The sequence below is a fragment of the Bacillus sp. AFS053548 genome (assembly GCF_002575105.1).
Taxonomy (GTDB): Bacteria; Bacillota; Bacilli; order Bacillales; family Bacillaceae_G; genus Gottfriedia.
Genome location: NZ_NUHI01000024.1, coordinates 18,114 through 44,123 on the forward strand (window position 1 = coordinate 18,114; position 26,010 = coordinate 44,123).

28 protein-coding genes, 1 riboswitch and 2 other annotated features are annotated in these 26,010 nt (G+C 32.7%); of the genes, 6 read left to right on the plus strand and 22 right to left on the minus strand.

Annotated features, from left to right (window positions below; genetic code table 11):
* Positions 1–190 precede the first annotated feature (190 nt).
* From CN946_RS12395 to CN946_RS12435, 8 genes are all read right to left on the minus strand, one after another.
* Positions 191–1,009, minus strand: coding sequence for a DUF2935 domain-containing protein (locus CN946_RS12395; protein ID WP_420488126.1), 819 nt, complete (start codon positions 1,007–1,009; stop codon positions 191–193).
* A 177-nt stretch (positions 1,010–1,186) separates the two neighbouring features.
* Positions 1,187–1,750: an FAD-dependent oxidoreductase gene (locus CN946_RS12400; protein WP_098861389.1), complete on the minus strand. Its 564-nt coding sequence runs from the start codon at positions 1,748–1,750 to the stop codon at positions 1,187–1,189.
* Positions 1,751–1,847: 97 nt separating this feature from the next.
* A complete protein-coding gene (locus CN946_RS12405) occupies positions 1,848–2,222 on the minus strand; it encodes a DoxX family protein (RefSeq protein WP_098861390.1) in 375 nt (124 codons plus the stop codon).
* A gap of 224 nt (positions 2,223–2,446) precedes the next feature.
* A complete protein-coding gene (locus CN946_RS12410) occupies positions 2,447–2,884 on the minus strand; it encodes an RrF2 family transcriptional regulator (protein WP_098861391.1) in 438 nt (145 codons plus the stop codon).
* A gap of 142 nt (positions 2,885–3,026) precedes the next feature.
* Positions 3,027–3,803, minus strand: a complete 777-nt coding sequence (locus tag CN946_RS12415; protein ID WP_098861392.1) for an arylamine N-acetyltransferase family protein — start codon at positions 3,801–3,803, stop codon at positions 3,027–3,029.
* Between the two features lie 114 nt (positions 3,804–3,917).
* A complete protein-coding gene (locus CN946_RS12420) occupies positions 3,918–4,334 on the minus strand; it encodes a GNAT family N-acetyltransferase (protein ID WP_098861393.1) in 417 nt (138 codons plus the stop codon).
* Positions 4,335–4,739: 405 nt separating this feature from the next.
* Positions 4,740–5,612 carry an AraC family transcriptional regulator gene (locus tag CN946_RS12430; protein ID WP_098861394.1) on the minus strand — a complete coding sequence of 291 codons (873 nt, stop codon included), beginning with the start codon at positions 5,610–5,612 and terminating at the stop codon, positions 4,740–4,742.
* Positions 5,613–5,738: 126 nt separating this feature from the next.
* On the minus strand, positions 5,739–6,950 hold the full coding sequence (locus CN946_RS12435) for a multidrug efflux MFS transporter (RefSeq protein WP_098861395.1): 1,212 nt from the start codon (positions 6,948–6,950) through the stop codon (positions 5,739–5,741).
* A gap of 310 nt (positions 6,951–7,260) precedes the next feature.
* Here CN946_RS12435 and CN946_RS12440 point away from each other — a divergent pair, with 310 nt between their 5' ends.
* Positions 7,261–7,830 carry a TetR/AcrR family transcriptional regulator gene (locus CN946_RS12440; protein ID WP_098861396.1) on the plus strand — a complete coding sequence of 190 codons (570 nt, stop codon included), beginning with the start codon at positions 7,261–7,263 and terminating at the stop codon, positions 7,828–7,830.
* Positions 7,831–7,949: 119 nt separating this feature from the next.
* Positions 7,950–8,690 carry an MBL fold metallo-hydrolase gene (locus CN946_RS12445; protein ID WP_098861397.1) on the plus strand — a complete coding sequence of 247 codons (741 nt, stop codon included), beginning with the start codon at positions 7,950–7,952 and terminating at the stop codon, positions 8,688–8,690.
* 49 nt (positions 8,691–8,739) lie between these two features.
* On the opposite strand, the gene CN946_RS12450 is transcribed toward CN946_RS12445, so the two are convergent.
* Positions 8,740–10,068 (minus strand): amino acid permease, encoded by a 1,329-nt coding sequence (locus CN946_RS12450; protein ID WP_098861398.1) that lies wholly within the window; start codon positions 10,066–10,068, stop codon positions 8,740–8,742.
* A 59-nt stretch (positions 10,069–10,127) separates the two neighbouring features.
* Positions 10,128–10,354, minus strand: a binding site (T-box leader).
* A gap of 45 nt (positions 10,355–10,399) precedes the next feature.
* Positions 10,400–10,631 (minus strand) — a binding site (T-box leader).
* Between the two features lie 188 nt (positions 10,632–10,819).
* Here CN946_RS12450 and CN946_RS12460 point away from each other — a divergent pair.
* Positions 10,820–11,305: a GNAT family N-acetyltransferase gene (locus CN946_RS12460; RefSeq protein ID WP_098861400.1), complete on the plus strand. Its 486-nt coding sequence runs from the start codon at positions 10,820–10,822 to the stop codon at positions 11,303–11,305.
* A 48-nt stretch (positions 11,306–11,353) separates the two neighbouring features.
* On the opposite strand, the gene CN946_RS12465 is transcribed toward CN946_RS12460, so the two are convergent.
* Positions 11,354–12,307: a helix-turn-helix transcriptional regulator gene (locus tag CN946_RS12465; RefSeq protein WP_098861401.1), complete on the minus strand. Its 954-nt coding sequence runs from the start codon at positions 12,305–12,307 to the stop codon at positions 11,354–11,356.
* A gap of 89 nt (positions 12,308–12,396) precedes the next feature.
* Between CN946_RS12465 and CN946_RS12470 the strand changes: the two genes are divergently transcribed.
* Complete coding sequence (locus CN946_RS12470) at positions 12,397–12,798, plus strand: ester cyclase (RefSeq protein WP_098861402.1); 402 nt, start codon at positions 12,397–12,399, stop codon at positions 12,796–12,798.
* 67 nt (positions 12,799–12,865) lie between these two features.
* Here CN946_RS12470 and CN946_RS12475 read toward each other — a convergent pair whose 3' ends face one another.
* The 4 genes from CN946_RS12475 to CN946_RS12490 form a co-directional block, all read right to left on the minus strand.
* Positions 12,866–13,387: a GNAT family N-acetyltransferase gene (locus tag CN946_RS12475; protein ID WP_098861403.1), complete on the minus strand. Its 522-nt coding sequence runs from the start codon at positions 13,385–13,387 to the stop codon at positions 12,866–12,868.
* A gap of 467 nt (positions 13,388–13,854) precedes the next feature.
* Positions 13,855–14,556, minus strand: a complete 702-nt coding sequence (locus CN946_RS12480; RefSeq protein WP_098861404.1) for a hypothetical protein — start codon at positions 14,554–14,556, stop codon at positions 13,855–13,857.
* Between the two features lie 122 nt (positions 14,557–14,678).
* Positions 14,679–15,956, minus strand: a complete 1,278-nt coding sequence (locus tag CN946_RS12485; protein ID WP_098861405.1) for an MDR family MFS transporter — start codon at positions 15,954–15,956, stop codon at positions 14,679–14,681.
* 212 nt (positions 15,957–16,168) lie between these two features.
* The gene (locus tag CN946_RS12490) at positions 16,169–16,597 is read right to left on the minus strand and encodes an ester cyclase (protein ID WP_098861406.1); all 429 of its coding nucleotides are present in this window, start codon (positions 16,595–16,597) and stop codon (positions 16,169–16,171) included.
* A 205-nt stretch (positions 16,598–16,802) separates the two neighbouring features.
* Between CN946_RS12490 and CN946_RS12495 the strand changes: the two genes are divergently transcribed.
* Entirely contained in the window at positions 16,803–17,381 is a 579-nt protein-coding gene (locus CN946_RS12495; RefSeq protein ID WP_098861407.1) for a DUF2087 domain-containing protein, read from the plus strand.
* A 107-nt stretch (positions 17,382–17,488) separates the two neighbouring features.
* On the opposite strand, the gene CN946_RS12500 is transcribed toward CN946_RS12495, so the two are convergent.
* The 4 genes from CN946_RS12500 to CN946_RS12515 all read right to left on the minus strand — a co-directional run bounded on the left by CN946_RS12500 (position 17,489) and on the right by CN946_RS12515 (position 21,653).
* Complete coding sequence (locus CN946_RS12500) at positions 17,489–18,313, minus strand: 5'-methylthioadenosine/S-adenosylhomocysteine nucleosidase (protein ID WP_483295390.1); 825 nt, start codon at positions 18,311–18,313, stop codon at positions 17,489–17,491.
* Between the two features lie 210 nt (positions 18,314–18,523).
* Positions 18,524–18,627, minus strand: a riboswitch (purine riboswitch).
* A 178-nt stretch (positions 18,628–18,805) separates the two neighbouring features.
* A complete protein-coding gene (locus tag CN946_RS12505; protein ID WP_098861408.1) occupies positions 18,806–19,768 on the minus strand; it encodes an NAD(P)H-dependent glycerol-3-phosphate dehydrogenase in 963 nt (320 codons plus the stop codon).
* Between the two features lie 272 nt (positions 19,769–20,040).
* The gene (locus CN946_RS12510; RefSeq protein WP_176547311.1) at positions 20,041–21,024 is read right to left on the minus strand and encodes a ketoacyl-ACP synthase III; all 984 of its coding nucleotides are present in this window, start codon (positions 21,022–21,024) and stop codon (positions 20,041–20,043) included.
* A gap of 173 nt (positions 21,025–21,197) precedes the next feature.
* Complete coding sequence (locus CN946_RS12515; protein WP_098861409.1) at positions 21,198–21,653, minus strand: GNAT family N-acetyltransferase; 456 nt, start codon at positions 21,651–21,653, stop codon at positions 21,198–21,200.
* Positions 21,654–21,828: 175 nt separating this feature from the next.
* On the opposite strand from CN946_RS12515, the gene CN946_RS12520 reads away from it, so the two are divergent.
* Complete coding sequence (locus CN946_RS12520; RefSeq protein WP_098861410.1) at positions 21,829–22,947, plus strand: GerAB/ArcD/ProY family transporter; 1,119 nt, start codon at positions 21,829–21,831, stop codon at positions 22,945–22,947.
* 109 nt (positions 22,948–23,056) lie between these two features.
* Here the strand turns inward: CN946_RS12520 and CN946_RS12525 are convergent, their stop codons facing one another.
* The 4 genes from CN946_RS12525 to CN946_RS12540 all read right to left on the minus strand — a co-directional run bounded on the left by CN946_RS12525 (position 23,057) and on the right by CN946_RS12540 (position 25,968).
* Positions 23,057–23,773 (minus strand): nucleotidyltransferase domain-containing protein, encoded by a 717-nt coding sequence (locus CN946_RS12525; RefSeq protein WP_098861411.1) that lies wholly within the window; start codon positions 23,771–23,773, stop codon positions 23,057–23,059.
* A gap of 85 nt (positions 23,774–23,858) precedes the next feature.
* Positions 23,859–24,350 (minus strand): quercetin 2,3-dioxygenase, encoded by a 492-nt coding sequence (locus CN946_RS12530; RefSeq protein WP_098861412.1) that lies wholly within the window; start codon positions 24,348–24,350, stop codon positions 23,859–23,861.
* 283 nt (positions 24,351–24,633) lie between these two features.
* On the minus strand, positions 24,634–25,218 hold the full coding sequence (gene clpP / locus CN946_RS12535; RefSeq protein WP_098861413.1) for an ATP-dependent Clp endopeptidase proteolytic subunit ClpP: 585 nt from the start codon (positions 25,216–25,218) through the stop codon (positions 24,634–24,636).
* Between the two features lie 30 nt (positions 25,219–25,248).
* Positions 25,249–25,968: a sigma-70 family RNA polymerase sigma factor gene (locus CN946_RS12540; protein WP_098861414.1), complete on the minus strand. Its 720-nt coding sequence runs from the start codon at positions 25,966–25,968 to the stop codon at positions 25,249–25,251.
* Positions 25,969–26,010: the final 42 nt, after the last annotated feature.

The following is a 26,010-nucleotide window of genomic DNA, read 5'->3' on the forward strand; positions in this document are numbered from 1 at the left end:
AGAAGTAGTCAGTTAAATAAGTAAATCATGTTGTTTTCCAAAAAGTGTTATGAGTAAGGTAATTTCTTCTTTTTTGCTGTTTTACTTACTCTTGAACCCCTTGAGTAACCTACACATTTCAACGCGCAGTAAAAAAAGAATCTTTAATCAGATTCTTTTTTCGTGTCTATTTTTGTAACTTGCGTTGTTCTTAATGGTCGTCCAGTACAATATTTCTGTTTCCATTCCCTGTTAACTGTGCTTCGAACGCGTCAATTATATGCAAAAATCGGTCTGCTTCTCTAAATACATGGTCAGCCAGCAGTGGGTGAATGATACTTTTAATTCTACAAGCTTCTATTAGGTCGCGAGCTGTTTTCTTAAAATCTCTAAGTGATTTTACCGATACTCGGTTTTCATCAAGGAATTGGTCAAGTATCGGAACAGTTTCCGATTGTGGTCTCATTGATTCTAAATCTACGGCTTGGTATAAAAGTTGATCAAAATCATGGCTAAATTCCCTGGCTTGATCTACTAATTTTCTTTCTGACGGATCTAATAAATGCCCGATAAATTTTGCATGGTCTGCCATAATTCTTAAAAAGAAAACATTTTCCTGGATAATTGCAGCAGGTAGTGGCTGGAGTTGACCATTATTTAATTCAGTCAAGCGATTTGCAAAATAAGCCGCTTCCCTACTTGTATGGTCAACTAATAAAGGAAAGTTATTGCCCGTTATTTTACAAGTAAGGAGTAAATTAAGGATTTTCCGCTTATACGCCCAAATCATGGAAGCTGCCTGGTGAACCTCATTATTAAACTGTTTAATTTGCTGAGGATCCGTTTGAAGCGAAAATGATTGGGCTTTATTTCCTATTGCTTCAAAAACTTGATAAAATTGATCTGCTTCTTGTATTAGCTCAGTATCATCACAATTAAAGCCTAATTTAAGAAATAGTGAATGCTCTTTCATGATCCTTGACCAAAACAGGATCTCATCTAAAGATCGTGCTATAAATGCATCCGACAATCGGACCCCTCCTAACATAATTCATTTCACTTTCTAATATATTTATGAAAAAATGAATTATTACAGATACATCTTTATTACGTAGATTAGCTATTAATCTCATAAAATTTAAAATTAGTTTATAAAAAAAGCATTACTTCGATAGAAGTAATGCTAAATTATTTATTTAATCATAAATTATGATTTCAAAACATCGTGATCAACATATCGCTTCCCATCTAATTGACTAATAACATTAATCGCAACTTTTGCTCCATCACCTGCTGTAATAATCGTATGAACACTTGTTCCTGCAACAGTTCCCGCTGCCCATACTCCTTCTATATTTGTTTTACCATTCGAATCTACATCAAGTACGGTCTTTATGCGAGGTTCTGTTCCAGCCTTTGTTTTTAGTCCCACATTTTCAGCTATATCCACACTTAAGCCTGTAGCTAAAATCACTTGATTTGCTTCATAAGTTGCTTTTTCAGTTTCAATATTGAAGCCATTTTCTGTACTCACAATGTTACCTACAGTACCTTGGATAATTTCAGCTCCAAATTTTCTAACTTGATTTTTTCCTGTTTCTATTAAATTTGGGCCTGTAATTTCTGAAACCCCATAATGATTTTCAATCCAAGCTTTTTTCGTTATACTCTTGTCGTTGTCTAAAACTAAAGTTTTTTTACCAGCTTTTGCTGCAAATAAAGCAGCACTTGCTCCCGCCGGTCCGGCGCCGATAATTACGATATCATACATTATTAAAATCGCTCCTTTTTACATATAAGATTGATTTAAGTACTGTCACTATTATTCTGTCGTCGCCTTATTAATCCCTGCATATATAGATCGCAAATTAATTAAATCCCGGGAAACTTGAGAGATCAGAATAATTAATCCATAAAAGTACAAACGCAATAATACCTAATAATAATATTGTAAAAGTTTGTTTAAACGAATCCTTAACGCGGATATGTGATATTATTCCACCAATTGCCACAACTCCTAATAACAAACCACCCGCTGGAACCCAACTTTTTTCCCAAAATCCAATAATTAATCCAACTGCTCCAATCAATTCTACTAATCCAGTGATTACTCTAAACCATTGTGCTAATTTCAAGTGATTAAAACTTTCAACACTCGTTTTTGAACCAAAAACTTTACCCAAACCAGCAATTAAAAACATAAGAGCTAATAAAATTTGCAAGATAATTGATAAAATATCCATTTTTTTATCACCCCTTTACTAATATATATGCAATTGAAAAAAGCACATATTACTACAAAAGTAACTATTCAATTTAAAATTTTGATTAGAATGCAATTTAATTTCTTTTTCCTTCATTTTTATAAAAGCAATTTAAAAAACAGAATTTAGACAAAATAAAAAAGCAGTGTCACCTGCTATATTATTTAGTACTTTTAATTCCTTATCAAGCTAGTATACTAAGTTTAATCCTTAAAAAAATCAATTCGATTCATAACATCTTCAATTGTAAATTGCTTTAAATAATCTAAAGCCCGGCGTTCCGCTTCAAATAATATTCTTTCTATTTCTAAATCTAGCTGTTCTGCAGCTTCACCACAGTCAACTGACATTTCTTGTTCTATGGACCCCCTATAAACAGCAGTATAGATTTCACCTAAGGTAATCGAATCAATCGCCTTTTTTAAAATATAACCACCTTCACGGCCACCTTTGGAATCTACAATACCTGCTGAGGATAAAGATTGCATGACTCTTCGCATAAATGTCGCATGAGAATCCACTTGCTCTGCAATCATTGCGCTTGATAACATTCCACCACTATTTGCCAACCAAACTATTGCATGAACTGCTATTTTAAAACGAGGTGGACCAATATTGACACCTCTGTTTGCACTACTCATTGCTTTTCACTCCTAAAATTACATGGTTGATTACTTATTAAGCAAATGATAGAACATTAAATTTTCATAGGCAATAGGATGGTTAGAAGAAAGTTATTAACAATTTTTACCAATAATTATTCAGATGTTTACTAATAAATCTTTAGAGCCCAAAATGTTGCTTTGCTAATTCCTTATATCTCACTTCATCAATATCCTCTTTAGTGACTACACCGTTAATCCATTGTGTAAAAGAAGTATTCGTTAAAGTTTTATTCCCCTCATTTGTCAGTTGAGTCATTAAAGGGTTTTTATTAAAAGGAGATTCCTCATGCTCAGCAATAATTGTTTGAATCTCATTAAATTCGGACACATCCGAAATCACATCGCGTGAATCAAATGCATATCCAATTCTCCAATTGGGATCTTTATGTTTTAGTTTTAACAGCAATACATAATCCCCGAATTCTGTGTCTTCTTTTTTAATTCGAAACTCACCATTACTAGAAGTAATCATCTCACCGGTAAAGGGAACTGCTTTTAAAGGAAGATTCGCTCCAAATCCCGTATCAATTAAGTAGGTTTGTTCATTTTGTGTTAATAGGATTGTGACATGTGTTCTTCCAAAAGTAGGATATTTTTGAGCTATATTGTCATAAACAACCCCTCTTGCTAACCTCACGTTAAACCCATTTTCAAGAAGAAATAAATAAAGTAATGAATTCAATTCATAACAGAGACCACCTTCATTTTTTACTAATAATTTACTAATTAAATTTTCTCGGGTGATCTCCTTTGTTTTATTTCCTATAATGCAAAGATTTTCAAAAGGTATATTTTTGGCAGTTTTTTCAAGAACGTCATTTAAATTATTAAAATTAATCACTTCATTATCTCGTAATCCGATTCTTTTTCGAAACAATAAATTAAGCTCGCTCATTAATTATTCCTCCTGTCACATCAAACTTTTAATTAATCATACCATTTTAGTTTATAAGCTAAAAAAAATAAGCTGCAAAAGCAACTTCATGTCGTCAAAAATTTAGTTTGTTTCTTATAATCTTTTTTCAAAATAATATTGATTATTCCCTTTAGGATGATTCTCAATTACTCCAAATACTTTAAAACCATGCTTCTTATAAAATTTTGGAGCTTGAAAACTAAAAGTATCTACTTTAATAAGGCGACATCCATTTTCGATTGCAAATTCTTCCATTTGATTCATTAGCTGACTACCAAAACCTTCATGTCTATATTCATCTGACACCCATAAGAAGTCTATCGATAAATGGTGCCAATACATCCTTCCTGTAATTCCACCTACTATTTCCTCTTGATCATTTCTAACGACAAAGCTTATATTTTCAGACGGTGCTTTCCTCTCTTCAGGTAGGTTTTTAGCATTAAATTCAATTACTTTTTTTCTAATAAAATCACTATCTTCTTGTATCCATTGTTTTACTATTTTCATTTTTATTTCTCCTACTATTATTTTCGACTTATAGCAATTTCTTAATTAATAGTACATTCTCTAAATAACGCAATTTTCCTTTTAAAATCATTCTTAAACAAAAATCTAACTGAATAAGTTATAAATAAATAAACCTTCAATAATAAGAAGGTTTTAATCCAAATATTATGGTATAATCTTCCAAAAGGAGTGAAATTAATATGCATAACATGTTTTTTCCTCTATTTTCAATCATACCGATTTTGTTTTACATAGCACCTTTTGTCTTTATGATTTGGTTTCTTTTAAAATTCCTAAAAATTCAACAGGAGAAAAATCAAATTCTTAAAAGTATTTCAAATAAACTAGATCACTTAAATAACAATCATTCAGAAACCTGAAAGAGCGTATGCCTCTTTCTTTTTTTTATTTTTTAGAGACTGGTATCCAAATTTCGCTCTTAAAAGTTGGTGATGTGATATCTTTCTGTTCATTCCATAAAATTTCGGGACCTTCTACTTGATGGTAATTAGAAGATGGAAACCATTCAGAATAAATTCGTCCCCACACTTCTTGCAATGCATCTGGAAATTTTCCAACTGCTTCGAAAACTGCCCATGTAGATGCAGGAACTTCAAGCTGAGTTAACTCATTAGGACAGTCATTTGTAGTGGCAACACCAATATAATGATCAAGCTCTCCTTTTTCTTCCATTCTTTCTTCAGAAAAATTTGTTGAAGCACTTATTATGCCATTCGGTTCAACATTGGAGAGTTCTTTTAGTTTCGTTATTTTTTCCATCGTTAAAGTTTTCCACATGGATGCAATTTCCGGATTGACTCCATTAAAAATAATCGGAACTCTCTTTTTTATCCCTACGATTCGAAATGCTTCTTTTTCTTCAATACGATAGTTCATTTCATTTCCCCCTTTAATTGATAATTGGAAGGTCATTCGTGGAAATGCTTTGAGCGAATTGCCGTTATTTCTAGCTTCTGACGGAGTAATTCCATGTAAGTTTTGAAAGGCTCGCGTAAAGGAATCCGGAGAATTGTATCCGTAGTTTAAAGCAATATCAATTATTTTCTTGTTATGATCTTTAAGTTCAAATGCTGCAACGGTAAGACGGCGGCGACGTATATACTCTGAAAGAGAAATTCCAACAAGAAACGAAAACATTCTTTTAAAGTGATACTCAGAACAAAAAGCCCGTCTAGAAAGCTCTTTATAGTCAATCTCACTTGTCAGATTTTCTTCAATATATACTAGAGCATCATTCATATTCTTTAACAAATCCATTTTATAACCTCCTTCATCAATAGAATAACAGATACGAAATTAATCAATCCGACATTTCTTGTTAAGTTATGTAGGGTACTATTATTAAAGGGAGCCACATTAAGTAGCTCCCAAAAATTAAACTTTTTACATCGATAATTTAAATTCATCTTTTACATTCAATTTCTTATTAACTTTAACATAAACCAAAATTGCATTAAGTAGCAATAATGCACTTGTAACAAAAAATACATATTTCACACCTAAATATGCTCCAATTTGCCCACCTAAAATGGAACCGACAAATACACCTAAATATCCAGCTGACATATTAAATCCAAATACTCGACCGGTAATGGCATCTGGTGTAATACGTTTAACTAATGTATTAACAGACGGAGTTAAGCCCGCCGTTGCCAAACCTAAAATAAATCGCAGTCCCATCAATTCCCAAGCGTTTTTTACAAATGCTTGGGGAATAACCATCAGACCTGAAACAATCAGTGCAACGAATATAACTTTTTGTGGACCAATTCGATCTGAAATTTTCCCTAATCTCGGAGCAGCAATAATGCTTGCCAAGCCTGATGCTGAAAATGCCATTCCCGCTAACAATGCAACATGTGTAGAATGCGCAGATAGCTGAGAAATGTAGACAGTAATAACTGGTTCAATCGAATAAAGCGCTATTGTTAAAACAAAAAAAGTAATGAACATTGTAATCATTAAGCTTTTATCCGGAATAATACTCCATATTTCCTTAAACTTAAGCACTTTTTTATCTTGGCGAGTAAATGATTCTTTTACAAATAATGCTGTTGTAATAAACGCAATCATCATAAGTCCACCTGTTACAAAAAACACATTTTGTAAGCCTACAGTCTCTCCAATATAACCACCAATCATTGGACCAAGTAATGAACCTGCTATACTTGCAGTTGAAAGTGTACCTAATGCAGATCCCGCATGCTCTTTATCTGTTTGCGTTGCGATTAAAGTTGTACAAGCTGTACCGTAACCGGTAATGACACCTTGTAAAAGTCTTAACCCAATTAAAACATAGACATTATGTGCGAAACCCATACAAAAAATAATAATTGACATACCAAGACTTGCTCTTAGCAGCATTGGTTTTCGTCCAAACTTATCGGCTGCCAAACCCCAAACAGGAGAAAAAATGGCTGAAATAATAAAAGTTACTCCAAAAGCAATCCCTGAAAATTGACTAATTAATGCAGAATTATGAACACCAAGTTTATCAATATATAGGGGTAATACCGGACCAAGTTGGCTCATCCCAATGCTCGTTACAAACATTCCAAACCAACAAACAATCAAATTTCTTTTCCACAATAACAAGATTTCCCCCTCCTTTTTGATAAAAATAAAATCAATATTAAAAAGTCCCGAGAATGAGACAAATAAAAAATAACAATAAGTTTTAATATACACATAACACTAAACTATATTTTATAGTTTGTAAATTATATTATATAGTTTACTAATTATCATCAGAAGTGTTAAACTATTTTCAGTAATATAGCCTCTCTTTAAAAATACTTTGTATTTAGGTATTGTATCTTTAGGGACATAAGTTGATTGGTATTGGAAATCAGCCTATTTATTCTAAAAAAAACAATATACCTAAACATGAGACGGGAGCAAAAAAATGGTTCAAAAAAGAAATTTAACAAAAGAAAAAATTATTGAAGTAGCTTTTTCATTAGCTAATGAAATCGGACTTAATCAAGTTACTTTTCCAAAAATTGCAGAGAAGCTAGATATTAAATATCCATCTTTATATAACCATTTTGCGAATATGGATGATTTAAAATTGAAAATGACGATTTCACTTTTAAATAAATTAAATTCGACTTTAATGCAAAGATTAGTCGGTAAAAGTGGTGAACAAGCGATTAGAGAAATTGCTTATGTATATCGTGATTTTGCATTTGATAATAGAACTGGTTATGGACTTTTTATGAATATCCCGAGTACGGAAAATGATGATGTTAAACGACTTGCTAGGGAAACAACTGGAATTATTCATCAAATTCTCAAGTTTTATATTACGGACCCTACTTTATTAATTCATCAAGGCCGAGCATTAAGAAGCATTTTACACGGATTTGTCTCGATGAATTTCCTTGGATATTTCCAACATCCAGTAAATGTAGATGATAGCTTTGACGTTATGATTGATGACTTTATTTCTTCTGTTTCAAAAACACAGGAATAAGTTTTTAGCAACAAAAAATGTGAACACTAAACTAGGCAACTCTCTTTAGATGTCTAGTTTAGTGCTCACATAAAACAAAGGGAGGTGTGGTAAAGGTAATAAAAGCTTTTACCATTTAAATGAAAATAGCTAAAGGTATTGAAACAATTGAATTAGAAATGAACTTTACAGGTCAGGTAAATATTATTCATCCAACATTACTTTGGGATGAACAAGAAGTGATCCTAGTAGATACAGGAATGCCAGGGCAGACTGGGGAAATTCGTGAAGCGATCGAAAAAGCGGGATTGGAATTTAACAAGCTGTCTAAAATCATTCTTACACACCAAGACATTGATCATATCGGGAGCCTTGCTGAGCTTTTAAAAACACCTGATCAAGAAATTGAAGTGCTAGCACATAATGAAGACAAGCCATATATTGAAGGCGATAAAACTTTAATTAAAGTAAATCCAGAGCGAATCGCAAAAATGATTGAATCTGTTCCTGAGGAAATAGGAAAAAAAATAAAAGCAATCTATGATACACCACTAAATGCTAAAGTTAATACAACTTTATCTGACGAAGAAGTTTTACCATATGCTGGTGGAATCACTGTGATTTTTACACCTGGACATACTCCTGGTCACATTTGTTTATATCATCAAAAAAGCAAAACATTAATCGCAGGTGATGCTGTTGTCGCAACTGATGGCGTAATTATGGGTCCAAACCCAAATGCTACACCTGATATGGAAACCGCTCTATTGTCCATTAAAAAATTCACAAAATATGATATTGAAACAATCATTTGTTACCATGGCGGAGTTGTAAATGAAAATGTAAATAAACAGCTTTTAGCATTGGCTAACAATAATTAATATACTGTATTAAAATTGGGCACCAAATAAGGTGCCCTTATTTTTTTGTTTATTGGGTTTGTTTTTTACCATTTATAAATGAACATAAAATTAATACAACCAACATCCCTAAACAAACAAAAATACTTAATCTATTCTGTTCACTGAATGCAAATGCTATACAGCTCACACCTAATGCAATTACTGTAAAGGTTGTTACGTACGGAAATCCCCATACTTTATAGTGTGGCATCTTAGTATAAGTTTTGCGAAGCTTCAATTGTGCTAAACAAATACTGATCCATACTAATGAAACAGTAAATCCAGGAATCGCCATTAAATAACCGAATACGCGATCAGGTGAAAAATATGCTACAAAAGTGCCCCCAATTAAAATAATTGCACTTACAATAACCGTATAAACTGGTACACCATTTTTAGAAATTTTTGCAAAAACCTTTGGAGCTTCACCTTCAGTTGCTAATGAATACATCATTCGTGTACAACCATAAATTCCTGAATTTGCAGCAGATAAAACCGCCGTAATTAGAACAAAGTTCATAATATGAGCTGCACCTTGGAAACCTACTGTTGATAAAACTTGAACAAATGGACTTTCTTGATTACCAATTTCATTCCATGGAATTAATCCGCAAATAATCAGAATTGGAAGCGTGTAGAATAAAACAATTCTCCAAATAACCCCTTTTATAACATTTGGTATTACTTTTTCTGCGTCTTTTGTTTCTGTTAAAGTCAATCCAATTAGTTCTGAACCACCGTAAGAAAAAATGACTATTAATAAAGCAGAAAATACTCCTGACCAGCCATGTGGGAAAAATCCTTTATGTTGAACATAATTTTGTACATAACCGCTATGATCACTTGGAATAATTCCAAATAAAATTCCAGCGCCTAACGCAATAAATAAAACAATCATTGTAATTTTAATTCCTGCAAACCAGAATTCTATTTCACCATATCGTTTCACATTCATAAAATTAACAGCCACAATAAAAATTGCACTAATAAAACTTAAAGACCATAACGACATTGAAGGAAACCAATATTGTAGAAAGCTACCGGCTGCGATTACTTCAATAACACAAACAACTAACCACATAAAACAGTACAACCAACCAATTACGAAAGAAACTCTTGTACCAAACGCTTTACGAATAAATCCTTTCATATTCAAACCTGGAAACGCAATAGCCATTTCCGCAATCGCACTCATCACAACAAGAAGCAATAATCCAGCAAACAAATATGAAAAAATAACTGCAGGTCCTGCAATCGATACAGTTTCTGATGTTCCTTTAAAAATACCAGTGCCAATTGCTCCACCGAGTGCCATGAACCGGATATGTCTTGGTAGTAAATTTTTTTGTAATTCCATTTTCTATCTCCTCTTTCTAGCTTGTAATTTTATAAAAAAAAATCGCCCCTGTCACTAACGACAGGGACGATTTTCACCGTGGTACCACCCTAATTGCAGAATTAAATCTGCCACTTGTTTTATTTAACGATCGATGACCGTCTTTTTCAAAGTAAATGTCGACCTTTACTTCGAAAAAGATGCTCCAGGATTGTAATTCATGCTTGTTTTTGTACTGATTCACACCACCCACCAGCTCTCTTAAACAGTGAAACAAACATTACTGTATTCCCTTCATTGCATTTTCTATATTCAGTTTTAAACTAATAAAAAAGTCCCTACTGATTGTATCAGTAGGGACGAATTATTCGCGGTACCACCCTAGTTGCAGAAATATTCTGCCTCTTAAAAATTTGATAACGATCAAATTTGACCGTTTTCCCCTCAGTAAAGATTAAACTTTACTTCGAAAAAAATAGCTCCAGGATCGAAATTCATCCTTATCTTTGTACTGATTTCCACCAACCATCAGCTCTCTATTACATTGAGATAAGTATTACTTAAATTCCCTTCATTGCTTAAAACTATATTAATCTCTCATTAGTAGCTTGTTTCTTTTTTTAATATGTTTTGTATTATAGGGGTTATTTCATAATTCTGTCAACATCTTTTTATTTCATTTTGTTCAACTACTATACAAAATGCTAGTTTAAATAGTTTGTAAGCTATAAAATTAATATAATATAATTAAGAAAAATGGAGGGAATAAATCATGCTAAACATACGAAATGTAAGATTGGAAGATTTAACTGAACTGGTAGAAATTGAGCATCTTTGTTTTTCAAAAGAAGAGGCAGCAACAAAACAGGCATTCGAAAAACGCATTAAATTAATTCCCGATAGTTTTTTTGTAGCTGAGGAAAATGGTAAATTAGTTGGTTTAGTAAACGGTCCTGTTATAAATGAGACTTTCATTACAGATGATTTATTTAGCGAAATTAAAAAAAATCCATCTACTGGTGGTCATCAAAGTATCTTAGGTATAGCAGTTGCTCCACAAAACCAGAATAAAGGGATCGCATCAAAATTGCTTTCTCATATCGAAAAAGTTTCAAATGAAAATAAACGTGATTCAATAACTCTTACATGTAAAGAAAACTTAATTCAATTTTACGAAAACCATGGCTACATCAATAACGGTATTTCTAGCTCAACACATGGTGGTGTAAAATGGTATAACATGATAAAAAAACTGTAATAAGGCTATAGCTTTATTACAGTTTTTTTTTGCTATTTATATAAGACTTTATGATTCAATTTTATACCACTCCAATACTTCAGAAAGCTTTTCCCTTATACTTTGGATTAGCACGGTCGGTTCCTTCACAGACGCATCTTTTCCAATTGCAATGAATATTTGGACTAAAAAAGGGATTTCATTTTGTGTAATCCAATCTTCAATCCACCCAGTTCCGTCCTCCCTGGTTTGTACTTTAAACCTCGGATCAATTACCGTTTCACATCTTTGGACCCCTTCCCTACTAAGCTCCACGTAAAACTTAATTAATTTCTCTTCTCTCATACTTTTCAATTTCTTTCCAAGCGGTATTAGCGACAAATCAAGCGGCTCATTATTCACTTCATGACTGATCGAAACAATTTTATCGCATCTAAATAATCGATAATCATGACTATTAAAACAATATGCAGGACAATACCATAATCCATTGCTCGCATAAATTCCAAGTGGCTGAATTTCTCGAATCGACTTTCCTTTATACGACTCGTAGTCAATACTAAGTACATTTTGACGAATTGAGGTCTCTAATAGTATTGGAAGAAATGGGGATTTTGCTTGTTTTGTTGGTATGAAAAAATCAAAGCGATTTTTCATTTCATCAATATGATCTTTAACGTCAGTAGGTAAGTAAGCATAAAATTTCTTCAAAGCAGATTTAGATTGCGCTTCAAATGGAAGTGTGGAAAAGTGACGTAATGCATGACTAGCAAAAAATATTGAAACTGCTTCTTCTTCTGTAAAAGTAATCGGAGGTAAAACTCTTTCGTTCAACACTTGGTATCCACCATGAGGACCAACCTCAGAATATAAAGGCACGCCTAATTCACTTAACTCCATTAAATCTCTTAAGATTGTTCTAGTAGAAACGTTAAATTCATAAGCTAATTCCTTAACTGTAAACTTACGCTTCCGATTGACGAGCATCATTAGTTCAATTAATCGTTTTGATTTCGCAGACATATTTTCACCTTATTTTATAACTATGACAGTTTTTGTCACTATTATAATTTATCATATGTGTTAAGCCAAACAAAAAGGAGAATCAAGTTATGCAATCAATCGAACAGAATAACAAAGAATTAGTAAAAGAATTTATTGAGGTATTCTGGAATCAGAATAAACTAGACAGCACCACTAATTTTTTATCACCTGACTACAAAGATTACTCTTACGGTTCAACAGAAGGACTGAAACAATTCGCTACCTCAATTTTCACAGGCTTCCCTGATCGCCATTACACGATTGAAGAAATCGTCTCCCAAGGAGAAACTGTTATCACAAGACTGGAATTCACAGGAACAAACTCTGGTTATTTTAGAGGGAGTGCCCCAACTGGAAATTCAGTAAAAGTATCTTTATTTAGAGAATTCAAAGTAGAAAATGGTAAAATTTTATCTCATCGTGGGTTATTTGATACACCGACACTCATGAGTCAATTAATGGAAAAATAAATGAAAGCTACCAACAATTCTTATTTAATGTTGGTAGCTTTTTTATCGTTGTAATTACTGTACGATCCTACAATTTAGATAAAACCTCAGTGACATTTTCCCACTTATAAATTAGTAAATTCAATTCAGTTCCTGAAAATGTAATCTTATCTGTTTTCAATAACTCAGCACCATAATATTCATAGAAAAAGCGCGTTTTATTGTCTTCTAAAACCTCAACGAAGACCCGATTATATCCCCATTTTTGAAACTGAAGGAATAATTGTTTCATTAATTGCTTCCCTACTCCTTTACCTTGATATTCCTCAAGAAGATAAATTGATGTTAAGTCACCAGAGTGATCGACTTGATTCCTCTCTCTTTTTCCACAATCTGCAAAACCGATAATTTCCCCATTAGCATTTTCCGCAACAACCACATAATCCTCTACTTTTGAAAGATTATGCTCCCACAATTTTTCTCTTTGTACATATGACAACTTCTCTAAAAACTCGTTAGGAATTATATTTCGATAAGTAGTTTTCCAACTATCAACGTGAACTTTAGCGATCCCTTTTGCATCTGACATTTTAGCTTTCCTTATAATCAAATCTTCCACCTCGCACCACTCTTTTTAAAATTATATATACATTTAAAGTGATGAAAAGTCCTTCAATTTTTCTTGAGTTTTCCTTCTGTGACATAAAAACAGTAGTTATCTCCTAATTAAACTAGCTACTTAATAAGAGCATTTCAAGGGTTTAATTGTGATTTTGCCATTTTTAATTGCAATCCTCTGTTTTTATTTGCGTTTACTCTTTTTTATTTGCGATTCCCTGTTTTTAATTGCGTTTCTCCATTTTTAATTGCGATCCTCTGTTTTTATTTGCGTTTACTCTTTTTTATTTGCGATTCCCTGTTTTTAATTGCGATTACTCTTTTTTATTTGCGATTCCCTGTTTTTAATTGTGATTACTCTTTTTTATTTGCGATTCTCTATTTTTATTTGCGATCACCCAATTTTATTTGCGATTCTCTGTTTACAACAAAAAAAAAGCACCATCATGGATGCTTTCACTACCTTTTCCGATTATACTTCTCAAAAGAAATCGATTGAACCTCATATTTCTTTCCATTCCAATCATATAAAAGCTTCAAATTTCCAATCGCTCCTCCTCCTTCGGTTGAAATCATTACGACAGCATCGGCAACTAGTTTTTTCTTCTCAACAATATAGTCCACTGGCACGTGGGTATATACACTATCGTCAGAAGACGTATCTTTAAACCCTAATGATTTTAAATTAACTTTATAAGTTTTTTGTTTAGTTGTTATCGTTACAATATCCCCTTTTTTCTCCATTTCTACAAGACGTTTAACGGCTACTGGCACCGATTCAATTGGAACTTCCTTATATTCTTCGCTTTGGTCATCGTTGGTACTAATTTGCAATAAATGAATCGGATCATTGAAATTATCCAATACGATAATGACTTCATTCTGCTTATCTTTATTCAAATCTTCACTAAACATTTTCGTACCATACTTCCCACTTTTCCACGTTGGAAAGTGATATAAAAATCCTTCATTTCCAATTTGAACGTCAAAATCCCGATATTCTTTCCCATCTATTCGGTCAGCGATTAAATAGATATTTTCCTGCCACACATCACTTGGGATCCCATTCATAACCACTCGTTCGGCTTGTCGCGCACTTACGGATGAAGAAGTAAAAAATGTAAAAGTACTGATTAAAGCAATGATTAAACGTCCGTTCATCGAAACACCACCTTTACCATTAAGGTATCCTAATATGGTAAATATAACCTCAAGCTAAAGGATTTACCTATTCACCTTCTCCACCCCAAAAAAGAGAGCCGCATAAAGCAACTCTCTGTAAATTAAGAATTTATTCCAGCCGAATGTGCCTGCTCCTGCAATATTTCACCTTTAATTCTTCTTTCCAACGCAGGGGTAATTCGAACAAATATAAGAATACCGATTACACCTAAACTTGTTAAAAAGAATGATGTCGCGAAATTCGATAAGTATGCACTTAGAGAAACCGTTATCGAGCAGATAAACATCGCTAAATTAAATGTTAAACCTGCAACCGCCATATAGGAACTCCTTGTTTCATCAGCTGGTAAGTTAGCCATATAGTTTTGTTGAACTGGTACTCTTAATACTTCCGCAACTGTTGCTATGAACATTGCTATAAATAATAGCCAAATAGAGTTACTATATGAAATCACTGCATATCCACCAACAAATGCAATACAACTCCAAATTAACGTTTTTCGATCATCCAATTTCCCTACTATTTTAGAAGCGAAAAGTGCCATTACTACTACTAATATCGTATTTTCTGTACGCAGGAAACCATTCATCTCGATTCCACCAAATGTCCAATTTAATAAATGTTGTGTGTGGAAATCATTCGCTAATCGAATACTTATATAATTTGTTAATTGGAATTCCATTGAAAGCACTAGCAAACCTGCCAATACATAAAGAATAAAAAGCTTATCTTGAAAAACGTCACGATAATTTGAAATCATTTTTTGAGCGTGATGACCAATCGTCTTCGTTTCCGTCTTTTCAGTAACTAAGCTTTCTTCAACAAAGAACGTAATTAAGACCCATGTAACAAGTGAAGCAACTGACAGTGCTAATAATAATTCAAATAAATATGATTTAAATAAAAATCCTCCAAGCATACCACCAATCGCAATTGATAAATTGTTCGACCAGTACATGATTGAGTACATAAGCTTTCGTTCCTCTGGCTTACTCACATCTATTAACATTGCTTGATTTGCAGGCCCTGCTAGCCCCCAACAAACGCTATTTAAAGTCATCATAAAGAATGTAATAAGGGATGATGAAAACCAAGGTGAATTACAAAGCATCATTGTAATAAACGCGAGTAACCGAATTGTTTCGGCAAACACCATCGTCTTTTTTCGACCAAACTGATCCGAAAAATATCCACCAAAAAAGTTCATAATAATTCCTACAAATACATTTGCAAGCAAAAGTAAACCTGCTTGTTTCACCCCAAAATGCTTAGATAAATAAATCGCCATAAATGGAAAAACCATACTTCCAATTGACGAACTTAAGAACGATTCGAGTAATCGAATTTTTATATTTTTGTGAAACTTAAGTATCCCCATGCTGTTTCAACCTCTCTTTATCTATTGAATCCCCTTCGTTTTAGACTAGTACCAGATAAATCCATTATTTGCATGAAAATTCCCCCTTTTTAAATTTTTCACTTAATTAGCATAGCAGTTATTTCCGATTATGCCAATATGCAACCCTAATACTTTTTACCTATATAAATGAGAAATATTGGAATGCCTAAAACAAACCAATTTGACTTGATTTAAAAAACTGTATGAGTATTACTTTGTAAGGCTCCCAGTTCAAATAAAATAGCTGCGTCACTATTTTCACACCACATTTCTTTTACCTTAGAGCCTTCGAAGTAAAATATTAAGATTCCTGATTCTTTCACACGTTGATTTTCTGAAGGTAAATTGAACCATCCACCTTTATATGTCATCCACCCTGTATACCGTACAACTAATTTATGGTTTTGTTCTATTAAGTCATCCACAATCCATTCGTCATCATGAAATACAGAACGATACCAGGTCATAAACTCCTTCATCTTTTCTTTTGAATTCTCCCCATTTCTAGAGTGATAGACAAAATCTTCAGTTGTAAGTTCATCTAATACTTCCAGATTTCCAGTTGTAAAGTATTCTTTAAACCATCTAATTGCAGCATTCTTTTTATCAATACTTATCACCTAGTACACCCCCTTCTAAAATACTTTTTCACTAGTGCCTTGTTCAACATTCGTTACAAGCTTATCGTTATCCTATCTATTTCATTAAATATAAATTTTTAGTAAAAAATAACTAAATTTAGGTTCGGTTACAGCTACTTATTGAAAAACAACTGTAATTAGACTATCATCTAATTAGATAAATATAAAAGTAGGTGTATATTAAGTGCAATTAAGTAAAATTGTTGATTTCCATAAAGCTTTGGGTGATCTTACTCGTGTACGCATTATTGCTTTACTTCAGCAAGGTCATTTAAGTGGGCAAGAAATTGCCAGTAAATTAAGTCTTAAACCTCCAACAATTACCCATCATATGTCGAAGCTTAGAGAGGTTGGTCTGATTAAAGAGCGCCGAGATAAAAATACAATCTACTTCTCTCTAAACACAAAAATTTTAGAAATGAATGCGAAAGCAATTTTTACAGTAGGAACAGGAGGAGATTCCAATATGGAAATGACAGTTACTGAAAGTGAACGTTCAAGCATTATCAATAATTTCTTTACCCAGGAAGGCAAACTTAAAATTTATCCTGCTCAGCGAAAGAAAAAGCTTGTCGTTTTAGCGCATATGATTAAAGGTCTAGAATTTGGTAGAGTTTATCAAGAGAAAGAGATCAATGAATATTTAAAGGAATTTCATGAAGATTACGCCACACTGAGACGAGAGCTCATTATGTGCCAATATATGTATCGTGAGAATAATCAATATGAATTAAATCCAGTTGAATTATGGTGGTTAAAATAATTGGGTAAAAAAGAAGAGAAAAAGTAGCATGTTAGTATAATAAAATCTATGAAAAGTACCTAAAAAAAGAAAAAGAGATATTTTAAAATATCTCTTCTTCTAAATAATTATTTACTTGGATTTGTAGAAATATATTTCTTAACTACTTCCATTACATACCCCTGACAAGCATCAGCTGTAGTTGGATCATATTTACCGCCATTTGTTTTATTGTTTGATAATACGCGAATTCCTAAAAAAGCTACATTATATGCTTGAGAGATTTGAGCTGCAGCAGCGCCTTCCATTTCTTCTACAGAAGTTCCGTATTTAGTATGGAACCATTTAATGCGATCAACTTCATTGTTCCAAACGTCTGCAGATCCGATTGTACCTTCTACAACCTTACCTTTAGTGTATTTGTTTTTCACTGCATTTGCAGCTGCTAATAAATCTTTGTTACCTTCGTAAAAACGAGGTTTTTCAGCGTTTGGATCTTCACCTGCACTACCTTCTGAAGCCATTAAGTCCATTGGTTTCCACTGAGTTGCATCAATACCTTGGTTTTCGTCTTTCGTTTCTGTTTTTAAAGAACCAATATTAGTTGTATTTTTACCTAATACGATATCAAAAACATTTAAATTTGCATCATGACCACCAGATGTACCTTGGTTAATAATTGCGATTGGTTTATATTTTTCGATTGCAATTGCTGTAGCAGCAGCAGTGTTTTCCATGCCTTTACCTGTTTTTGCTACAATAACTGGATAATTATCTAAAGTACCTTTGTAAAATACGAAACTACCTGATTTTTCAATTTTTACATTTTTTAACTGACTTGCAAACTTTTCAGCCTCAATTGGCATTGGTCCCTCAATAATAATTGGTTTAAGATGTTTAGTTTTTGCTTCTGCAGTGTTCGATTTAAAGTTATAACCTACAGATACAGAGATTAATAGTGCAGAAATGATTCCTAATAAACCGTATTTTTTTAACAATGTCTTTTCCCCCTTGATGATGATCTCACTCGATGTTTTAGTCAAAAAAAAATGGTCTAGATAAAGTAGAACAATCTCTACCTTCTAGACCTACGAAAGTTAAAGTATAGATCAGCAATAAATAAAATTTAATGCTAACCATCATTATTGGTTACAAAAAATGAAACCAAGTATACTTTAACCCGTAGTCTAGTTCTTTCATTGGGAACCAGGTAGAAACGCTCAGACCATATTACTGAGCATATACGAGTAATGTTTATGAATGATTACACTGCTAATATATCAAATTCGAAATATATTTTCAATACCAAACATGAACTTTTTTTATAAAAAAATACAACAATGTTCGTATTTTAAAGAAAATCATAGATTTAATTTGTAAAAACAGTAAAAAAAACAATGGATTTATTATTTTTCTTAAAATAACCGTAATAAAATTTCATTTTTTTAGAATTCGAACTTTATTGGTCGTAAAAATAATTCCTCTAAAGTGTCTTTCGCATTTTTATGTTCATAAATAATTTCAAACAATGCGTTACAAATCGGTAGTTCAACATCATACTGATCAGAAAGTTCCTTTAAAGCCTTAATTGTAGAAACCCCTTCCGCCAATTTATCGAATGATTTCCCTTCAGCAAATGCCTGTCCAAACTTTCGATTATGACTATGCATTGAAAAGAGTGTTGCCTCATAGTCTCCTAAATGACTTAAACCGTAAATTGTTAAATCATTTCCACCCATTGCTCTTATTAAACGAGAAATTTCCCTAGTGCCTCTAGCCATCAATGATCCTTTTAAACTACTATATTTCAATCCATCTAGCATTCCTGCAGCTATTCCCATGACATTTTTTGTTGCAGCTCCAATTTCATTACCAATTAAATCTTGGCCGTAATAAAATCGGATTAACTCGCTGTTAAATGCTTTAGCAATCTGTTTTGTTACTTCAATATTCTCCGAACCTATAACCATACAATTTGGTATATTTCTTACAAAATCCTGCACATGACCAGGTCCTACCCAAACCGCTACATTACTATTTTTACCAACTTCTTCACGAAAGACTTGTGTGAGCCTTTTTCCAGTAGTAGATTCTATGCCTTTCATACAGAGGATAAAAGTTTTACCTTGTATTTCATTATATTGACTTAAGCGGTTTGCAAATGTCCTTAGCTCTTGGGCACTAATTGATATAATAATGACTTCTGCAAATGATAATGCACCTTCTAAAGAGCTCGTTAACTCAATTCCATCTGGTAGGATTAAGTAGTCATTTTTCCTTGACTGATTTAAACCATTAAAATTTCTAGAGCTTTCTCTTCCCCATAGAATTACATTGTGGCTAACTCGATTAGCGTACCAGGCTAAAAAAGTTCCCCATCTACCGCAGCCTAAGACAGATACATTCATACATTACTCTTCCTTCCAAAATTTATTATCGAGGAACTGGACCAAACAAAAAACAAGCAAGAAGTCTAATAAGGTAACCTATTAGACTTCTTCAGATTGCTGGAAAATTTGTCTCTCAATTATAGTCGGTTGTTACTGGAGCCTGTTATGAGGAACTTATTTTCATTTTTTTTGCTGTTTTACTTCCTCATGAACACCTCATGAGGAACCTATTTTCTTCTTCTCGCTGTTTTACTTACTCATGAACCCCACATGAGGAACCTATTGCTTTTTTACAAAGTCCAATTAATAAGTAATCCTGCATGAGTTAATCCACCACCAAATCCATACAGTAAAACCTTATCCCCATATTTAAGTTTTCCTTCCTCTACTCCCTTAACTAAAGATAATGGGATAGTGGCTGATGATGTATTTCCGCAATCTACTAAGCTATTTAATGTTTTATCGATTGGAAATTCACTTCTTTCGCAGATTGATTCAATCATTCTTAAATTTGCACTATGTGGAACAAACCAATCGACTTCATTTAATAAAGTGGATCCATTGTTTAGTACAGCTTGCATTCCTTTTGGTACTGTCGTAACTGCCCACTTGTATACCTCGCGTCCATTTTGAATGATATTATTGTTATTAATTATCTCTTCACCAAACATTTGATTTGATAAATTTGAACAATATAAATGTTTCCCTTTTTCACCTTCTGATCCTAAGTATGAGGAAATGAAGCTAGGTTGTTCTTCATCGTACTCTACTAAAGCTGCACCAGCGCCATCACCAAATAAAATGCAAGTAGTGCGATCATCGTAATCGGTTATTTTAGATAAAGTTTCTGCCCCAACTACTAAAATTTTTCGATTTAATCCTGATGTAATTAATCCATTTGCCATATACAAACCGTAAGTAAAACCTGCGCAAGCAGCATTTAAATCAATTGCCCCAGCATTTTTAATTCCAAGCTTTGCTTGGATAATTGAAGCAACACTTGGCGTTTTGAAGTCTGGTGTTAACGTACAAACGATAATCATATCAACATCTTCAACAGACTTATTGTATTTTTCCATCAAGTCTTTTATTGCCCTAAAGCTTAAGTCGCTTGTATATTCATTTCCATTTGCAATTCTTCTCTCTTTTATGCCAGTTCGCTTTACAATCCATTCATCATTTGTTTCAACTATTTTTTCTAAATCCTTATTTGTTAATACTTTTTCTGGTACATATGAACCTATTGCAGTGATACGTGCTTTTGAATTATGCATTATGGTCACCTCAGTCATATTTTTTAATATCTTTTCAATATTATATCACCAGATATTAACACTAGGTACTAATTTTATTTTAAAATTTTTTTATTCTTTTAATTTAGGGGGTGACTAGTTGGGGGTATTAAACTAAATAAAGTTGCTATAACAGCAACTTTACTTAAAAAATATTACAATTCTAGTGTCATAAAAACACTATTAGGGTCATCTTTATAATCAGCAAAAGGCTTACAATACTTAAAACCAAAGCGTTCATACAATTTTTTTGCTGGATCAAATGCTTCCATAGAACCAGTTTCCAAACTTATTCTATTGTAGCCTCTACTTTTCGCCTCTTCGATGATATGTTGGAGCATGCGCCTTGCCACTCCTTTTCTTAAATGAGCTGAAGAAGTTCTCATTGATTTTACTTCCCCATGTAATAAGTCAAGTTCTTTTAGAGCTCCACATCCAACTAATTCATTTTGTTCCCATACACTCCAAAACGTAATTTCCGGTTTCTTTAAACCTTCAAGATTTAAAGCATGTATGCTTTCAAGTGGAGAATGCTGTGTCATACCTTGAAGGTGCTCACTAATAAGCTTAGCAACTTCAGTTCCAGTTAAATCATCAACCTTAATATCCACGAAATGACCACCTCATTCCTTTTTTATGATTGCAATCATTATACTAAATTTTGATAAACTTCTAGCTAGTTTTTTAGTCAAAAAAAATAACTTAATTAACTCTTAAATAAAATAGAACTTTATGGAAAAAATAATCATCTAGAAGAAAAATTAGAAGTCAAAAGAAGGAATTCAAATGAATCGTAAATTAAATATTAGTGGTTTTCAATTCTTTTCTATGATTTTCATGTTTGGGGTCGGTGCTTCTCCACCAGTTGAAATATTTGCTAGAGCTAAACAAGATGGATGGATTAGTTTATTGATCGGACTCATTTCAGCTTGTATTATCTTTGGTGTGTATATTAAGTTATATTCAATATTTCCTGAACTTCCCTTAACAAAATATATTCAAATTATTTTAGGAAAATATGTAGGGAAAATACTTGCATTAATATATATCTTATATTTTCTTTATATTGCTGCACGTGCTTTACGTGATTTTGAGGATTTATTAACAATCACTCTATATAATGCTTCTTCTCTAATTTCAATTGGATTAATCATGATGTTATTAATCATGTATGCAATTTCTAAAGGACTAGAAACATTTGCTCGATCAACTGAATTTATATTTATCATGATCATGTTTCTTGTTTTTATCTTTATAGGATTTGAAATCATTTCAAAATTAATAAAGATTGATAATTTAAGACCCGTTTTAGAAAACGGATGGACACCAGTATTAAAAGCGGCTTTCCCAATTTCTTTAACTATTCCTTTTGGTGAAATCCTTACATTTACAATGATTATGCCACATTTAACTAAACAAGATTTAGCAATAAAGGTAGGAATACCCGCTTTATTATTTTCGGGTCTTATATTAACCTTATTTGCAGTTTTAAATACTGCAATATTAGGACCTTCCGTTATTGAAAGAACAACCTATCCACTTCTAACAGCTGTTAGTTATATTAATATTGCCGATTTCATCCAAAGATTGGATACTTTCATTGTTATAATTGCAGTATGCAATGCCTTTGTAAAAATTACAATCTACTTTTATTGTGCGGTATCTGGAGCTGCGGATTTGTTTAATGTAAAAAAAAGCGATCAGTTAGTCTATCCTATTGGTATGATTACAGTTGTTTCTTCATTATGGGTAGCTTCTAGTTTTCTTGAGCATCATTTAGAGGGGATCCATTTAGTACCTTATTTGCTTCACATTCCACTTCAAATTGTTATTCCAGTTAGTTTATTACTCATTCTCTTAATTCAAGGAAAACTAAAAAGTAAGAAAGACTTGAATTACACTTAACAAACTTGTATTTCCCTTTTATCAGTCGTTAATTTGAAATACAAAAAGGCTCCAGTTTTCACTAGAGCCTTTTATTTATTCACATATTTCCTGTTAATCTTTCCCTATACTATTTACCTAATGAAAAACCTTCAAAGAGCTGACCACCAAATGGTTGTAAAATATTATTAACTAATTCTATAATTTGCTTTTTATCACCTGTCGTATAAAATAAATCAAAAGCTTCTACAAAACGGAGTGCGAAATCTTCATTATAGTTTCTTAATGAACGGATGATCCACTTAGATGAACCAATCCATTTACATTTTGTTCTTAAAACAAATTCACTTACTAGTTCTGCTAATGTATTCGCTATAAATAAATCTTCCTCCCTATTGGAAGAACCGATAAAATCGGTTAATGCATCCGTAATAAAATACCGCTTCACTTTAATCGTTTCGTCTGACCATTTTTCTGGTCCTTTATCTAATAGCTCTTTTGCTTCTCTTTTTATATCTTTAATGATTCCTTCGTCTTTTAAAGTAATCCCCTCTGAAACCATCCGAGGCATTGAAGGTCTAGCTCTCTCATAATCACTTTGAAAAAATTGTTTATAAGTAGATAAGTTATGTACAAAAACTTCAATAGCCCAGCCAAATTCGATAAATGATTCTCTATATGATGAACTAAGGTATTTATCGAAAATAACGATATCAAGATCTGAAGTTTCTATTGCTTCACCACGAATTACACTGCCTGCTAATAGTGCTCCCTGACAGTTTGGAAAATACTTATTTAGAAATTGATTTGCTGCTTCAATAGGGTTTAACTTATTTAAATGATTCATAAATTTCTCCTCTAGTTTAAAATCTTCGTCCAATTAAAGAGTAATTAAGATTACTAAGCGCTATAAACAAAGCCCAGAATAAAATTTATAAATTTGGATAAGTAATTTTATATTTTTTTGACACCTCAATCAACTTCTGGAGTTTCTCAGCTGAAGGAGGACCTTCAGGCTTTTTGAATTCTTTATGAAATGGTATAGATAATTCTTTTACAAATTGGTCAAAACCTGATGGATAAGCAGTAACTATAAATTTAGTTTCTTCCGAACGTACTTTAAATGTATGAGTAATTCCTCTAGGAGCAAAAACATAATCACCGGCTTTTGCTAAAATAATTTGATCTCCAACAAAAAAAGTAATTTCCCCTTCCAATACATAAAACGTTTCATCTTCTAATTCATGAATATGTAGAGGAGGTCCTCCATCTTTTTTCCCATTACAATATAGAACACAAAAAGCTCCGTTTGTGTCTTCCCCACTTACCAATATGGAAGTAAAGTCATTTAAAAAGAAGTATGTATTCTCTTCCGTGATATATCGGTGCATAAAACTTGCTATACTTTTCTGTTTGGAAGTCATTTTTTCTACCTCTCTCCTAAACTTCATAGTTAATTTAAGCTTTGTTTAATGTACTAATTAATGATATTCATATAAATAGCCTATTCATTACTTGAAAAGAGTTAATGTCACTTTTATTTGATAATATCAATTTTCCAATCAAATATATTAGTATTTTTTTACAATATTTAAAGAAAGTATAAAAAACTAAAATAACTCTCCTTATTAGCAATCACATCTTCAAGCACGTGAAAAAAGGCTAGCTCTGCTAACCTTTTTCTTTAAAAACTATCTATTTATTAAATTAATTATTCGGATAAAGAATCTCATCAATGATCCCGTATTCCTTCGCTTCCTCTGCGCTCATGAAATAGTCTCGATCTGTATCCTTTGCAATCTTTTCAATAGACTGTCCTGTTCGGTCAGCAATTATTTGATTAATGTGTTCACGTAATTTTAAAATTCGGCGAGCAGATATTTCGATTTCTGTTGCCTGGCCTTTAGCTCCTCCTAATGGTTGATGGATCATGATTTCACTGTTCGGAAGTGCAAAACGTTTCCCTTTTGTTCCAGCCAGCAAAAGCATCGCACCAAAGGAAGCTGCCATTCCTGTACATATCGTTCTAACATCAGGCTTGATATATTGCATTGTGTCATAAATAGCAAATCCCGCTGAAGTAGATCCACCAGGGCTATTAATATAGAGTGAAATTTCTTTATCAGGTGCATCTGCCGCTAAAAATAGTAATTGTGCAACTACACTATTTGCTACGTGATCATTTATTTCATCACCGATAATAATGATCCGATCTTTTAATAAACGGGAATAAATATCATATGAACGTTCACCACGATTAGATTGTTCAATTACATAAGGAACAGTTGTCATTTAAAAATCCTCCTTGAAAGCGTTAATTGGCTATGCAGCCATGCAGAGAGTGCTTGAAGGAGTTTGAGTTCGAGTTGACTGGAAATTACAGAAAACCATTTTAGGACTATCAGCTAGACTATCTAAAGAAGGTAAAGCTTCAATAAGAATAGCAGGATCTTGAACTTCTAAAGCCATCTGAAAAAGCTCATCAAGCTTCTCGCGCTCTTCCTCATTCCAAAAATATTCAATAGATAGTGTTTGCTCATCTTTGTTAGTTTTTTCCAAACGCTTCTTTGCACGATGAAGACTAGACTTAATGGCTATTTCTGTTGTTCCTAAGATGTCTGCAATTTCCTTAAATTTATATTGAAATGCTTCTTTTAGAAAAAAGATAACCGCTTGTTTTGGAGTGAAATGTTGAAGTAAGAGCTCTACACTATTGATTTTATTATCAATTGGAATATTTGTTGCATATTGAGAAATTACGATATCAGAACTAACTGTTTCATCTTTTCTTTTTCGCAAAGTATCGATCCAGTGATTGTAAGCTATTTTATTTAATAAAGCTGAGCTCAACTTCTCATGATGATAGTATTTTACTGCTTTAAAAAATGCTTCTTGAGCAACATCGTCACCATCCCATTCATTTTGGGTAAGAAAACGACAATAGCGTTGCAATTTTATATAGTACTCCTTCCAATAATATTCATCAGACTTTTCAACTTGATTTCCCTTTTCAATGCTGTGCAGATTATGCTTACTTAACATTCCTGTTCACTCCTTTTTCAACCACTCTCTACCCTATAAACG